This window comes from Mycobacterium sp. (assembly GCF_035697385.1).
GTDB lineage: Bacteria > Actinomycetota > Actinomycetes > Mycobacteriales > Mycobacteriaceae > Mycobacterium.
Genome location: NZ_DASSCY010000321.1, coordinates 1 through 13,826, shown reverse-complemented (window position 1 = coordinate 13,826; position 13,826 = coordinate 1). Strand labels below are relative to the sequence as shown.

Annotated in this window: 12 protein-coding genes and 3 pseudogenes; 8 read left to right on the top strand and 7 right to left on the bottom strand. The window is 63.8% G+C overall.

What is annotated here, in order from left to right; translation table 11 throughout:
• The 4 genes and pseudogenes from VFH65_RS27370 to VFH65_RS27355 all read left to right on the top strand — a co-directional run.
• Positions 1–310, top strand: a 310-nt coding sequence (locus VFH65_RS27370) for a DUF732 domain-containing protein (protein ID WP_353325979.1), incomplete at its 5' end; no start/stop codon positions are given.
• A gap of 107 nt (positions 311–417) precedes the next feature.
• Positions 418–570, top strand: a pseudogene (locus VFH65_RS27365) (type II toxin-antitoxin system VapB family antitoxin); the annotation flags it as partial.
• Between the two features lie 97 nt (positions 571–667).
• Positions 668–1,052: pseudogene (locus VFH65_RS27360) on the top strand (VapC toxin family PIN domain ribonuclease).
• A gap of 222 nt (positions 1,053–1,274) precedes the next feature.
• The gene (locus VFH65_RS27355; RefSeq protein ID WP_353325977.1) at positions 1,275–1,769 is read left to right on the top strand and encodes a hypothetical protein; all 495 of its coding nucleotides are present in this window, start codon (positions 1,275–1,277) and stop codon (positions 1,767–1,769) included.
• Between the two features lie 25 nt (positions 1,770–1,794).
• Here VFH65_RS27355 and VFH65_RS27350 read toward each other — a convergent pair.
• The 4 genes and pseudogenes from VFH65_RS27350 to VFH65_RS27335 form a co-directional block, all read right to left on the bottom strand.
• Positions 1,795–2,391 (bottom strand): annotated as a pseudogene (locus VFH65_RS27350) (peptide chain release factor 3); the annotation flags it as partial.
• Positions 2,392–2,689: 298 nt separating this feature from the next.
• Entirely contained in the window at positions 2,690–2,998 is a 309-nt protein-coding gene (locus VFH65_RS27345) for a putative quinol monooxygenase (protein WP_353325975.1), read from the bottom strand.
• Positions 2,998–3,672 (bottom strand): type 1 glutamine amidotransferase domain-containing protein, encoded by a 675-nt coding sequence (locus VFH65_RS27340; protein ID WP_353325974.1) that lies wholly within the window; start codon positions 3,670–3,672, stop codon positions 2,998–3,000. Before VFH65_RS27340 ends, VFH65_RS27345 begins: the two co-directional genes overlap by 1 nt.
• 392 nt (positions 3,673–4,064) lie before the next feature.
• Positions 4,065–4,484: a VOC family protein gene (locus tag VFH65_RS27335; protein ID WP_353325981.1), complete on the bottom strand. Its 420-nt coding sequence runs from the start codon at positions 4,482–4,484 to the stop codon at positions 4,065–4,067.
• A 428-nt stretch (positions 4,485–4,912) separates the two neighbouring features.
• Between VFH65_RS27335 and VFH65_RS27330 the strand changes: the two genes are divergently transcribed.
• The 4 genes from VFH65_RS27330 (at position 4,913) to VFH65_RS27315 (ending at position 11,189) form a co-directional block, all read left to right on the top strand.
• Positions 4,913–8,104, top strand: a complete 3,192-nt coding sequence (locus VFH65_RS27330) for an ATP-binding protein (RefSeq protein WP_353325972.1) — start codon at positions 4,913–4,915, stop codon at positions 8,102–8,104.
• Between the two features lie 134 nt (positions 8,105–8,238).
• Positions 8,239–9,309: an NAD(P)-dependent alcohol dehydrogenase gene (locus tag VFH65_RS27325; RefSeq protein WP_353325971.1), complete on the top strand. Its 1,071-nt coding sequence runs from the start codon at positions 8,239–8,241 to the stop codon at positions 9,307–9,309.
• A 42-nt stretch (positions 9,310–9,351) separates the two neighbouring features.
• Complete coding sequence (locus VFH65_RS27320; protein WP_353325969.1) at positions 9,352–10,155, top strand: alpha/beta hydrolase; 804 nt, start codon at positions 9,352–9,354, stop codon at positions 10,153–10,155.
• Between the two features lie 41 nt (positions 10,156–10,196).
• Positions 10,197–11,189: an AraC family transcriptional regulator gene (locus tag VFH65_RS27315; protein ID WP_353325967.1), complete on the top strand. Its 993-nt coding sequence runs from the start codon at positions 10,197–10,199 to the stop codon at positions 11,187–11,189.
• 38 nt (positions 11,190–11,227) lie between these two features.
• Here the strand turns inward: VFH65_RS27315 and VFH65_RS27310 are convergent, their stop codons facing one another.
• The 3 genes from VFH65_RS27310 to VFH65_RS27300 all read right to left on the bottom strand — a co-directional run.
• Positions 11,228–12,382 carry a hypothetical protein gene (locus tag VFH65_RS27310; protein WP_353325966.1) on the bottom strand — a complete coding sequence of 385 codons (1,155 nt, stop codon included), beginning with the start codon at positions 12,380–12,382 and terminating at the stop codon, positions 11,228–11,230.
• 120 nt (positions 12,383–12,502) lie between these two features.
• Positions 12,503–13,333, bottom strand: a complete 831-nt coding sequence (locus tag VFH65_RS27305) for an LLM class F420-dependent oxidoreductase (RefSeq protein WP_353325965.1) — start codon at positions 13,331–13,333, stop codon at positions 12,503–12,505.
• A gap of 10 nt (positions 13,334–13,343) precedes the next feature.
• Positions 13,344–13,826: helix-turn-helix domain-containing protein (locus tag VFH65_RS27300; protein ID WP_353325964.1), on the bottom strand; the 483-nt coding region annotated here is incomplete at its 5' end.

Below are 13,826 nucleotides of genomic sequence, written 5' to 3'. Positions count from 1 at the left end.
AATCGCCGGCACTGTGCTCGCCGCCGGAACGCTGAGCATCGCCGCGTTCGTCGGAGCTGGTGCGGCCAACGCCGACGCTGTCGACGACACCTACCTCGCTAGCCTCGCTCAAGCGGGCATCCCGCAGATTGCTCCGGATCGGGCAATCCTGGCAGGACATGCCGTCTGCCAGAACCTCGACGAGGGTGTCACCCCTGACCAGCTAATCGCGGCATTCGTCGCGAAGAAGGTGTTCGCTACCCCGCAGCAGGACGAAGCGATGATCGTCGCCTCGATGACGGCGTACTGCCCGCAACACCTGCCCGCCTAGCGATTCGATGGCTGCTCTGCTCGTGCGCACGGCCTGGAATGAGTGCCGATCGTGTCATGTTGGCAATGTATGCTCATGCCGTACATCACCAACATATGGAGGCTGTCGTGTCGGTGACACAGATCGACCTCGATGACGAAGCGCTGGCCGAGGTTATGCGGATCGCCCGGGTGCACACGAAGAAGGAAGCCGTGAACCTCGCGATGCGCGACTACGTCGAGCGGTTTCGGCGCATCGAGGCGCTGGCCCGGTCCCGTGAGCATGCGGAGGGCTGGGACTACGCCGGGTGGCAGGCCGCGCGGGCGGACGAGAAGGCTATCGGGAGTTGATCTCGTTCTTGGTCGATTCCTCGGCGGTTTGGCGGCTGCAACGACAACCGGAACTGACCCACGCCTGGGACTCGTCGCTTGTCAGCGGGGGAGTCGGATCCTGCGAACCACAGCGAGCCGAGTTTCGCCGATCGGCGCGGAATGCGGACGAGTTCGATCAGATGAACCAGATGTTTCGTGACATCTACCCCGATGTGCCCGTACCGAAATCCGTTTGGCGCTGGATTGATTCGGCACAGCACCGACTCGCCGGCGCGGGCGCGGTTCGTGCCTTGTCTGTTGTCGATCTGCTGGTCTGCGGCACTGCGGCGGCCAGGGGGCTAGTTGTCCTTCATGACGACGCCGACTACGAACTCGCAGGGCATCATCTTCCCGACGTCAGAGCGCGGCGCATCGTTAACGCCGACCAGTGACGGACTACTCCCGGATGACTTCCAAGGCAAAGGTCTTCGGAAAGCCGTGGCGTGGGATTGGCTGAATACGCCTAGTCCCTGAGCGTCTTGCGGTTCATCATGGTTGCTATGGGGCAGATGGGTTCGATGGCTGATGCGTCGCCCTCATCGACGTGGGCTCGGGTGCGGAGAGCGCGACTCTCATTGCTGCTACTTGCCGGCACCGTTGTCGGAGCGATAGTCGTGATTACCGCGAATATCGCGATGGTGGTGATGGTCTCATCGCTGGCCGACCGGCTTCCGCCTGACCGGGCAGGCGTGCGACTGGGGAGTCCGCTGCCGCCCGGCGACGAGTTCGCAGAGATCAACCGGGTGACGCACTGGCCGCCCGACTGGACCGCGGCCGTATGTACGCCACCGGTGTACGAACTGCGAATCCCTTACGCGCACCTGCCTCATGCGACCGCAAGCGCGGCGTGTGAGGCACGAATTCAGCCGAATGGTGAGTACCGCAATATCACGATTGCGCGCTTCCCCGATGAATTGGCCATGCAGGTCGATCTCCTCAACGACGGCTTCGAGTGGTACGCATTCGCATTCGACCGCGGCGAGCTGATGGCCTTCGCGACCCACTCTGAAGTTCGGGTTACCGACCCGATCACCGGCATGGGCGAGTCGCCAATACTGCAACCGCTCAAGGAATTCGGCTTCAATATCTACTCAGATCCTGGGCCGTAGCCTTTCCATAGCGTGCACTGTGCAATCAATCGGCCGCGGCGACCAGCGGTTCGAGCTGCAAGTCGGGGTTATTGCGTTTGAGCATCTCGACGAACCAGCTGCCGGTGAACAGTGCCAGCAGAACGCCGTCGGTGCGCATCAGTACCTCGATCGATCGCTGAGATTGTAAGTACGGCAAGTCCTCTGGGCGGGTGCGCCGAGCGATGGTGTATGCGAGGTGCTTGAGCTCGATTGGCGCCTTGAGTTCCGCGGCCATTCCTTGGCTGGCCACTTCGAACTGCATCGGACCCACCGCTGCCAGAACGGGTGCGTGGTCGCCGCGCACGTCTGACCGCAGGACTTGGATGACACCCTCCTGTTCGAGTTGCGTAATGCCGCGCCGGAATTGCTTGTGCTTGCTGACGTCGGCGACGCGCGCCACGGCGAAATGCTCTGGTGCGAAATTAGGTATCGGCGGATAGGCGACCGGCTCGTCGCGGTAAAGGGTGTCTCCCACGCGCAGGGCCGTGGCGTTCACGAGGCCGATCACATCACCGTGCCACGCGGTGTCCATGGCCGCGCGCTGCTGGCCGAACACCGATTACGCGTACTTGGTTGTGAACGGTTTACCGGCTGCGACGTGGCCGATCTTTATGTGCCCGCCGTCACCGTCACCCATGCTCGGCTCCGAGCCGCCCTGATAGCCGGTCATGACGATCTGCCGAATCCTGGTTCAGCCCAACAGTTTCGACGTGCTTGCCCTTCGCGTGGTACTCGGTGGTGATCGCGGCGAAGGCCTCTACCGTCCCGCTGCCGGCCTGAGCCCTACCCTTACCGGAGGGAAGAGTTGAGATTTGGTGGGCTAACTCTCAGATCAATGCGAAACGCGCGGCACCGCTTGAGTTCGCCACAGACGAATGGCATCCCGTCAAGTTTCAGGATTATTCGGGTTCTCGTGGTTGAAGAAGCTCCACCCGTCGATCGGTCAGCAGGGGCAGGATGCGTCCGACGACCAACTCTTTGTAGTGGGACGAGCTTCTATGCGTGTCGAGGGCGGCGCCATCGCGGTAGTGCTCGATCAACACAACAGTGGTGGGTTGGTCCAAACCCTGGAAGGCCTCGTAGCCGAGACAACCGGGTTCGGCAAGCGACTGCGGCCGGAGCGCGGCGATGTGTGCGAGCACGGTGCCAAGCGAGGACTCGGTCGTCTGCCAGCGGGCGACCACGACGACGGACTCGGATGTCCCCATCAGATTTGCTTGAGGGCTTCGACCAGCGCCTCGCCGACCACTGTTCCGGATTGTGGGTTCTGGCCGGTGATCAGACGCCCGTCGACGACAAGCTTCGGCTGCCACGGGTCCGTCGCTTCGTAGATGGCTCCTTCCTCACGCAACGCGTTCTCTAGATCGAATGGCACATCGTCGAGGGCATAGCCGTCTTCTTCGGCAGCCGAGAAGGAAGTGAGTTTGCGACCACGGACCAGCGGCGCACCGTCGTCGAGGGTTACACCTAGGAATGCCGACGGCCCATGGCAGACGGCGGAGACGATCATGCCCGCATTCCAGGCGCGGATAACCACGGCCTGCACCTCCGGGTTACCGGTGATGTCGACCATGGGCCCGAGGCCGCCGGGGAAGAAGACCGCGTCGTAGTCGAGCACATCGACTTCGGATAGCTTGCGGCTGCGGGACAGGCGCCGGTACGCCTTGCCGTCGAGGAAAGCGGTCTGTGTGGGGTCGTCGGCGTCGAATCCGTCTTCTGGCGGTTTACCGCCCAATGGCGAAGCGAAGTCGACGGCGATTCCAGCCCGGTCAAGCGCTTCGAACGGGTGGGCGATCTCGGGGAAGAAGAACCCCGTGGGCCGATTGTTGGGGCCGATCACGGCGGCGTTCGTTGCAATGAAAAGGACATAGGGGACACTCATGGCGCTCTCCTTGGCTCAGGAATTGTCAAATCCACCGAAACGCGTTGGGTAATCCACAGTCTCGGCCAGCCGGTAACTGGCTACGGTCCTGCGGCACCCAACATCACTGTCATGACAGCACGGAGTCGGGGGGCGAGAGATCGCAGCGCTCGCATTGGCGCGGAAGGGGCAATTCCTGAGCACGAATGCGCTATTGGGCTTCGTATCGGGGTGGCCGTGCTAAAGCCGCGAGCGATGGCATGTCGACCAACGATGCACCCGCGGCGATTCGACATTGACGCGCGATGCGGGTCGACAAGACGCCTCGAAAAGCGTCCCCGCCGAGACATTTTGGCACTAGGCGGACCGATACTTACCTTCCGAAATTCAGGGGCCGGCCAGCACTGCAGCCATTAGTCGACTGCGATGAGTTCGAGCTGAATATTGTCCGGGTCGCGGAACACCACCGTCGAGTATGTGATCGGCTCTGTCTCATCAACCACGCCCGTGTGCCTGATTCCGAGTTCATCCAGCCAAGCGGTCCACGTTTCCAATGCGGCGCGTCCAGCCACTCCAAAGGACACATGATCCAACCCGGTACGCGCCTCGTCGAACTGCTCGCCACGATTGCCGGTGTTGGTGTGCAGCCCGAAAATCAACCCTGAACGAGGCTCAGGCAACAACACGCTGTAACCCGTCTCCTCCCGGCCGTAATGCGGGACCGTGATATCCAATCGCTCGGTTCGAAACACCCGCTGATACCACGCGATGCTGGCGTCCAGGTCTGTGACTGTCAATGAGACATGATGGACTCCGCCGAATCTGGCGTCGATGGTCTCACTCAAGGTATGCCTCCGTCCGATGGTGACAAGCAACGGGACGTTGATGGTGCTGTAACGCATTCTTCGAAGTTGCGCGTTCAGATGCGGTCGCAATGCGCGGTTCCATTCTGCCGGCGACGCTGAGCAGGCACTGCGCCCAACAGACAGCTGAGTTGGTCTGCGCCACAGCATGGTCGGAATGCGTCATGTCTAGTCCGCAGCTGATGAACTCCGGGTTCATTGACTCACCGCGGAGAAGTGGTACGAGTTTGATTCAGACCCTCCCGAGGCACCGTTCCCAGCAGGACTTTCACCGTAAGCTTGTCCTTAACTGAGCAGCCATGCGAACTGGTCCTGGCAAGTAAGCAATTCGCGCAAGTTGCGCATTGGCATGGTTTGCGCAGTGGGCATTCGATCGAATCGATCCGGGAGTGACAGACGTGGCTGTGCCAATCGGTCCCGTCGACACCCGCGGCGAGGGCCGTTCGGCCTCCGGCAGCACCTTGCGCCTGCAGATTCTCGGTCCGTTGCGGCTATGGCGCGACGGTGTAGAGCTGGACGCCGGTCCCCGGCAGCAGGCCTATTTACTCGCGTTGCTCCTGGCTCGGGAGGGACGGCCGATCAGCACGGCCGAGCTCGTCGATCTGATATGGGGTGAGGAGGCCCCAGCCAGCGCGCTCAATGTCATCCACAAGTACATCGGCACACTGCGACGCTTGCTCGAACCCACGCTTTCAGCCCGGGAAACCGGCTCGCATCTACTGCGGCGGGGCAACGGCTACCTGTTCACTGCCGGCTCAGCCACGCTGGATGTGGTCAGCTTCCGGGAGTTCCTCGCTGCCGCTGGGGTCGCGCTGTTGGAGCACAATCACGAGACGGCTCTCGACTATTACGTCAAGGCACTACGACTTTGGACTGGCCCCGCGGGCGATGGGCTGGCTCAGGGACCGGCGGCGATCTCCATTTTCACTGGGCTGAACAACGAGTTCTTCGAGGCGTGCACCGCGTCGGCCGAACTCGCGGTGTCGCTGGGCCGACCGGAGCGCGTACTGGCGCCCTTACGCCTGGCCGCCGCAATCGCGCCGTTGCACGAGCCAGTGCAAGCTGGCCTGATCACAGCCTTGGGCTCCGCCGGGCGCCAAGTGGAGGCGTTGTCGGTTTTCCGCACAGTCCGCGCCCGGCTCGCCGGGGACCTTGGCCTCGATCCGGGCCAGGCTCTGGAAGCCGCCCACCGGCGGGTGCTGAGCCGTCCCCCGACATTTGGCATTAGAGAGGCGGCTGTCGAGCCGTCGGCCGGCAGCCTGATCGGCCGAGCTGAGGAACTCGCAGTGCTGCGGCAGGCGATGGAACCGGCATTCGGCGGCGGAACGACGCTGGCGATCGTCGAGGGCGAGCCGGGAGTAGGCAAGACCCGCCTGCTCGAGGAGGTCGCCGTAGAAGCGGACCGGCGCCACGCGCGCGTCGTGTGGGGCAGCTGCCTCGCAGGCGACGGGACACCATCCATGTGGCCGTGGGTGCAGGCGATCGGCACGGTCGTGGCCGCCCTGCCCGCCGAGCTGCAGCAGGAGTGGCTCAATAGCGACCTCGGACGTCTCATCGAGCCGCGCGACGGCATCCTCGCAGGGTCGGTGCTGCCGGACAGTGGTGGCCCTTTCCGCCTGTTCGAGAGCGTCGTTGCTGTCCTCGGCGTGGTCGCGGCACGGCAGCCACTGGTGCTGGTGATCGACGACCTTCATTGGGCTGACGTTGCATCGCTGCAATTGTTCACTCACCTGGCGGCTCGGCTGCCGGGCGGCACTTTCGTCATCGGCTCACTCCGCGACCGCGCGCCCGCTCCCACAACGGAATTGGCGCGAATGCTCGCCGCCACGAGCCGGATGCCCAGCAGTCGTCGCATCGTGCTCGGGCCGCTCAATCTCGCAGAGGTCGCCGAACTCGTCCGTCGCGAGACCGGCCACGATCCGGGCTCGGGCACCGTGCGCAGCATCCGCGCCCGCACCGCCGGGAACCCGTTCTTCGTCCGGGAACTATCCCGGTTCCTTGCCGATGGAGGCGAGCTGTCCGACGATGCTGCCGCGCAAGCGGGGGTGCCGTCCACCGTGCGGGATGTCGTTCGGGACCGGTTGGCCGACCTCGACGACGGTGTCACGGAGCTACTGGAGATCGCCGCGCTCATCGGTCGTGATGTCGGTCTCGGCCTGCTCGCACACGTCGCCGACCTCGATGTACAGACGTGCCTTGACGGACTGGAGCCGTTGGAAGGCCTCGGCCTGCTCGCACCGACACCCCAGGACCCCTACTCGTTTCGTTTCACACACGATCTGGTCCGCGAGTCCGTCGCCGAGATCACGCCACCGCGCCGCTCGACCCAGATGCATGCGCGGATCGCGGACGCGCTGGAGCGAACCGAATCAGATGACGACGCGGTCGCCGAGCGTCTCGCCCACCATCTGTGGTCAGCCGGCCCGCTCGCCGATCCAGCCCGGACCGCGGCCGCGTTGGTGCGCGCGGGGAGCTGCGCCGCGACCAAGTCCGCGCTGGACGCTGCCGAAAGGCACCTGCGGTCGGCCGTACACGTTGCACGCAATGCAGGTTTGGCGGAGCTGGAGCTATCCGCGCTGTCGCAGCTGACTGCGGTCGTCGGAATGCGTTCGATGTACGGCACCGCGGGGCTCGACTTGTTGGAGCGCGCCGAACACTTGGCACGTGCCCTCGGCCGGGAGCTGGAGGCCGCCGGCTTCCTCTACTCCCGCTGGACCGCGCACACCCAAGGCATTCAACTGGACCGTAGCGGCCCGTTGGCCCGACGGCTGCTCGAGCAGGGCTATGCGTCCTCCGATCCGATGATGCGCACATACGGTTTACAGGCCTGGGGCATTTACCAATGGGACCGCGGCAACATCAGTGAGGCGTTCCGGTACGTGAGCCAGTCCGAGCAGAATCTGCTCGCGGGGCTCGCGCGGCTTGAGGAAGATCGGGTCAGGGGCGACCTGCACCTACTTATGACAGGGATGCTGGCTGAGATCACCGCGCTGCACGGTGACGTCGATGCGGCCCGGGCGCTGCTCGACACCCTGGAGGCTGTCGCGGGCGACGATCCCTACCGAATCACCGTCTGGGCCACCATGGTTGCGAGGATCGCGTCGCTGGTCGGTGAAGCGGACTTGGCGCTGCGCGGGGCGGAGCGGGGAATCGCAGTGGACCCGGGGTTCTCCTTTGTCTTCCTCGGGACTTACCAGCGGTTGGCCCAGTGCTGGGCACTGGCCGTCACCGGCCACGAGCCGGGCGCGGCCATTGCCAAGGCGCAACGAATCATCGCCAGGAACCTCCTCGACCCGCCGCGTTCGTGTGTCGCCACCTGGTACGCGCTGCTCGGCGAGATGCACCTGGCGGCCGGATCACCGAATGAGGCCGCCGTAGCCCTGGACCGGGCCAATTTCTACCTCAACGCATACGGTCAGCGTTACCCAGAGGGTCTGCTCCTACTGCTGCGTGCGCGGCTGCTGCAGGCACGCGGGGAACCCACCGCCGTCGTCCGGGCAGCCGCCGAGACGGCCCGCTCGCTGTCCATCGACCACGGGGCTCACCTGTTCGCGCGCCGCGCCGAAGAGTTTCTCGCCGCCCTCGGGTGAGCGCGATCCACTAAGCATCCACTCGTCGTAAAGACACTCCGAATACCTTCGGCGACAGGTTGCCCATGCGGCCACGCTGCGGGAGAACTCTTCGCCATCGGCGTGTGACCGCTAGCCAAGTCCGAGGAGAACCCATGCAGATGCGAGCGGCACGGATGCACGGCTACAACGAGCCACTGCGACTTGAGGAGATACCCGTACCAGATATCGAACCGGACGATGTCCTCGTCAAGGTGGAGGCGACGGGCATGTGCCGCAGCGACTGTCAGCTCATCGAGGGCTACTTCACGAACGGTTCCCCGTTGACGGAGCCCATCACGCCGGGGCACGAAGTCGCGGGACGAATCGCCGCCGTGGGTGCTGGCGTTCCGCGCACTGCGGGCCTGTCGGAGGGCGACCTAGTCGTGGTCAACCCAAACTGGGGTGACGGGACGTGTCGGCAGTGTCGTGAAGGCAATGAGCAGATATGCGGCAACGGCCAGATGGCGGGCTTCGGACCTCCCGGCGGCTTCGCGGAGTACATGCCCGTTCCCTATCGCCACGTCATCGTCGTCCCGGACGGGCTCGACCCGCAGCCCGAGACGCTGGCTCCGCTGACCGATGCGGGACTCACGCCGTACCGCGGGATGAAGAAGCTGCGGCAGGCCGGGAAGCTCGGCGCCGGCCGCACGGTCGTCGTGAACGGCATCGGCGGTCTCGGCAGTTATGGAGTCCAGTACGCCCGTCTGCTCGGTGGCGGTGCGACCGTCGTGGCCTTCGCCCGGAGTGACAACAAGCTCGCCCTGGCAAGGGAGAACGGCGCTCACCACACCGTCAACACGCACGACAAGACGGCTGAACAGGTTCAAGATGCCCTCGAAAACCTGACGGGTCGGCGTGACGCTGACGCGGTCCTCGACTGTGCCGGAGCCGAGGAGTCATTGGCGCTCGGGGCATCGATACTGGCCAGGGAGGGCGCGCTCACCTCCGTCGGCCTGATGGGTCAACAGGTGGTCTTACCGCTGCTGCCGTTCACGAACGGAGAGAAGTCGTACTTCGGCTCGTTCTGGGGTAATTACGACGACCTCTCCGAGGTGCTGGCGCTCGCGACCGAGGGACTCATCAAGCACAACGTGGTGCCAGTGAAACTCGACGACATCAACGAGAACCTCGAAGCACTAGGCCGTGGAGACGTCGTAGGCCGTGCCGTCATCGTCTTCGACTGAACACATGCTGACCCAACAGCCGCCGAAAGGAATTTCGCCGTCGTGACAGACATCGTGTTCATCCACGGGCTTTGGATTTCGCACACAGCCTGGCAACCGTGGATCGAACACTTCGCCGCCAATGGCCACCGAGCGATCGCGCCGCGGTGGCCCGGTGAAGCCGAGACCGCAGCCGCCACCCGCGAAAACCCCAATGCTCAAGCCGGATTCGGCATTGACCAGCTGAATGAGCACTTCGCAGCCGTCATCGAACAGTTCGACACCCCACCGATCGCCATCGGCCATTCGTTCGGCGGCCTGATCGCTCAGAAGCTGCTCGGCCAGAACAAGGTGGCCGCCGCAGTGGCGATCGACCCAGCCCCGATCAAGGGCGTCAAGCCGCTGCCGCTCGCGCAGTTGCGGTCGGCCTTCCCGGTGTTGTGCAATCCCCTCAACCGTGGCCGCGCAAAAGCACTGACGCGGCAGCAATTCCGCTATGGGTTCGGCAATGCGTTGACCGAAGCAGAATCCGATTCCCTGTGGGAACAGTGGTCCATTCCCTCCCCAGGTAAACCCCTCTTCGAGGCGGCGATGGCCAACTTCACGCCGAACTCCCCCGCCAAGGTCGACACCGCCAACACCGCCCGCGGCCCGCTGTTGATCACGGCGGGCACCGCCGACCACACCGTTCCTCATGTGAGCGTCAAAGCCACGTTCAAACAGTACGCAAAGTCCGCTGCTATCACCGACTTCCACGAGTTCGACGGGGCTGGGCATTCTCTGACCGTTGATCACCGCTGGCAGGAAGTCGCCGGTGTCGCACTTTCCTGGCTTGCCGAGCACAGGTTCACCGGGGCGAACCCATGATGAACAGCGCCACCGGATATGTGAACTACCCTGCACCGCCGATGGTTTCGCTTCCTATTCGTGGGCGAGTTGAGCAACACCAAAGGCTGTCAGCGCAGCTATTCGCTGAGCTGGGCACGCACGCCCGAAACGAAGGCGCCAACGTCGGCCTATGGCCGGGTCTGACGATCTATCGGTTTACGCGGCCCACGCAGCCGCGGTGGGACGAAATCGAATCACTGTCCATCGGTGTTGTCGCCCAGGCGCGCGAGGCGCTCACCGCCGTCGGCGAGCGCTGCCTATGCAGCCAGTTCAATTACATGGTGATCGGCAGCGGCCGGCAATTCGACTGCCAGATCCTGGACGCTTCGCCTGACCAGCCAACGCTGTGCTTCGCGTTGCAAATTGACCCACAGCTAGTCCGAGCCCTGTCGGCGAGCATGCGCGGACTCGGCACGGCCATCGAACAGCCCGATGACAGCGGGACAGAGTGCGCGGTGTCCGCGCTCGACGACGAGTTCATGAATACCGTGTTGCGGTTCTTGGGATCGCTCTCGGCGAGCTGTGATCGCCGCGTCCTTGCGCCGCTGCACATGCAGGAGACGGTGTATCGGGTGCTGCAGCGTGAGCAACGCGCACGGTTGGTGCAATTGGCCGCCAGCCAAGCGATGGGCAACCCTGTTGGTGCGGCGTTGCAGTACATCGCTGTGCACCTGGCCGAACCGTTGACGGTCGACATTCTGGCTGCGCAGGTCAGCCTGAGCCCATCGGCCTTCTCTCGGGTGTTTCGTGGGACGACTGGTCGCTCGCCCTACCAGTACGTGAAAGAGATGCGGCTGGATCGCGCTCGAAAATCGTTTGAGGAGGGGATGATTGGCGTAGGGGATGTGTCGCGCTCCGTTGGTTACACCAGCGTGTCGCACTTCATCAAGGAATTCCGCGGCCGCTTCGGTGCCACACCGGGTGACTATGTCGGCGCGAACGCGTTCCACAGCAGAGTGAGAGCCCTTGCCTCGGCAACGCACCGATCGTGCCGCGTCTCAGCTGCCAGCTGATCCGCCGAGCCGAAACCTCACAGCGGAGCAGCACCCAATTACCCCCGCCTTTGCAGATGTGGGGCCAATCCGAACTTCTCAACGAGCGTCAGCCAATCCGTCCCCGAGACCTCGTAGTCAGCATGCGCCTGTTCGACAGGAACGTTGTCCGGCCACGCAAATCGCTGGTCCAATCCGGAGATTGTGTCGCGACATCCGATGGTCAGCGGTGTCATACCAGGAATGGCCATGCGCATACCGGGCGACGTGGACCAGTAGTTGGTCGCTGCATCGCTAATGATGTGTCCGATGGTCGGAAACCAATGCCGTTGCGTGGGGCGGTACATCACCGGCGTCGCCGTCACGTGCACAGCCGAAACCGAAGCGATGAGCGCATTGGTGTTCGGGTCGACCACCCGGATCGCTTCTGTCCCTACATCTATGGCTAGCCGAGGTTGGTGGAGTGATTTCATGAATTCTTGCCGTTTTCGGAATGCGAACGACCCCATCTCTTGCATCGACAGGGCGTTGGCGAAGAGCAGGCAGCGAGCCGGCTCATCGGGTGCAGGCGGTCGGATATCCAGCCCACTGCGGCGGCCGACCATGGTGAGTATCTCCTCGAAGTCTGTGGCCGACAACCAAGCGTCGACATCCACCGGCAGGCCGTAGCCCGCGTCCGGCGCTTCGAGGCGCGTCCCCGCAGCAACGCGTCGATCTCGTCCGCCAAGAATGAATCGCCGCTGGCCGCATTGCAGGTGCAGCGCCGTACCCATCGTCGCGCCGCCGGTCTGCCCCCATGTGCCCAGCTTCGCGTCGCTGAATGAATAGACATCACCCGGCCGCGTATTGACAGTCAGGCCGTCGGTCGTCACGGAAATGATGATCTTCCGGCGTCGCGACCACCAGTACCAGCCGCCGATACCCGCGAACAGGACAACAAGGCCGACGAGCTGGAAACCGCGCCTTCCGAATCGCTCTATCCACTCGGGGCCCTCGGCAAGCGACTGCACACCTAAGAAGAGGCCGCCGAGTACTGCGCTGAAGGCCAGGATCGCGACCACCATGATGGCGTAGGACTTGCCGAAATTGTTCTGCCAGCCGGGCGTGGTGTTGGAGGCCATCTTCGAACCCCAAAACGGGGGGTGCGCTACGAACTGGCGCGGCGCAGCATGTCCGTAGTTGGCGTTCATCGACATGGCGTCCCCCTCCGGCACTTTCACGCCTCAAATGCGTGTGCCAGCGAAACTAAGCCCGCTGCGGAGGCTCGGCTGGGGTAGTCGACTACCCCACTTCCCGTAGGTGTGGCTGGCCGTTACTAAAGGACGGCACTCGAATCAACCGCGATACTGCGCGACCTTCTCGGCGTACTCGTCGAGCAGTCGAAGGGATTCGTCAAGCGGCTTTGTCGGCAACAGCAGGTTCAGTTGCCGGTAGCCCAGGTCTTCGAGGGCGCCCCAGAAATCCGGATCGATCGGCGTACCGAATGTGGTCAGCGGGACGTCGTGGCCTGCGCCGTCGCGCATCTGGCCGATGCGCCGTTTGAGGTGCTCGACGGGCGCCGGGTTCGACATCCATCCCGCGTTGTGGCGGATCACCCGCTTGACGGTGGCGTCGGAGTCGCCACCGATCACGATGGGCGGGTGCGGCTTCTGAACCGGCTTGGGGCGCAGGTACGACGCGTCGAAGTTGACGTGCTTGCCGTGGTACTCCGCGGGGTCGGTCGTCCACAGCGCTTTGATGGCTTCGATGCGTTCATCCAGCAGCGCACCACGCGTCTTCGGATCGGTGCCGTGATGGCGCAACTCCTCGATGTTCCAGCCCGCGCCTACACCGAACACGAACCGGCCGCCCGAGATCAGATCGATGCTGGCGGCCTCCTTCGCGGTGATGATCGGGTCACGCTGGATCAGTAGAGCGATGCCGGTGATCAACTCGATGCTGGAGGTGACGGCCGCTGCCGCAGCGAGGGTGACGAACGGATCCAGTGTCCGGTAGTAGATGTCGGGCAGTTCGCCGCCGGGCGGATAGGCAGACTCCCTGCTCGCCGGGATATGGGTGTGTTCGGCGATCGCCAGCGAATGAAAACCCCGTTCTTCTATCGCCCGCGCGAGTGACACCGTGTCGATGGTGTCGTCGTTGACAAACGTGGAGATCCCGAAATTCATGTGTGCACACCTAACTGACGTCGTCACGCGCTGCCAACGCCGGACTGCGCTGCGCTATTCCCGTACTTGCCGGAGCTCGCCTCACGGTGTCCGGCGTCGAGCCAGTCCAGACACGGAATGCCCGGTAGAAGGAGTTCGGTTCGCTGAAGCCGAGGAGGAATGCGATCTCGGCGACTGAGAGCGCCGTGTTCTCGAGGTAGTGCTTGGCGAGGTCGGTCCGCGTGGTGTCGAGGATCTGCTGAAAGGTCGTCGCCTCGGCTTCGATCCGCCTCTGCAGCGTCCTTCTGCTCAGCATCAGCTTTCGAGCGATGGCGTCCATCGAGGCGAGGCCACTCGGCAACGCTTCCAAGAGTGCCGCGCGAACCCGCTCGGTGGTCGTCGCCGGTGCATCGAGGTCGGCTAGGCGGCGGCGTAGCTCAGGTTCGAACGCTGCCCATAACGGCTCATTCGACGTCAAGAACGGCAGGGTCGCGTCCGCGGTGGCGAATGCGAC

Excerpts from the sequence above, each read along its gene's own strand:
- VFH65_RS27345 (WP_353325975.1), bottom strand. The coding sequence starts at position 2,998 with ATGGGGACATCCGAGTCCGTCGTCGTGGTCGCCCGCTGGCAGACGACC.
- VFH65_RS27325 (WP_353325971.1), top strand. The coding sequence starts at position 8,239 with ATGCAGATGCGAGCGGCACGGATGCACGGCTACAACGAGCCACTGCGA.
- VFH65_RS27340 (WP_353325974.1), bottom strand. The coding sequence starts at position 3,672 with ATGAGTGTCCCCTATGTCCTTTTCATTGCAACGAACGCCGCCGTGATC.
- VFH65_RS27305 (WP_353325965.1), bottom strand. The coding sequence starts at position 13,333 with ATGAATTTCGGGATCTCCACGTTTGTCAACGACGACACCATCGACACG.
- VFH65_RS27315 (WP_353325967.1), top strand. The coding sequence starts at position 10,197 with ATGGTTTCGCTTCCTATTCGTGGGCGAGTTGAGCAACACCAAAGGCTG.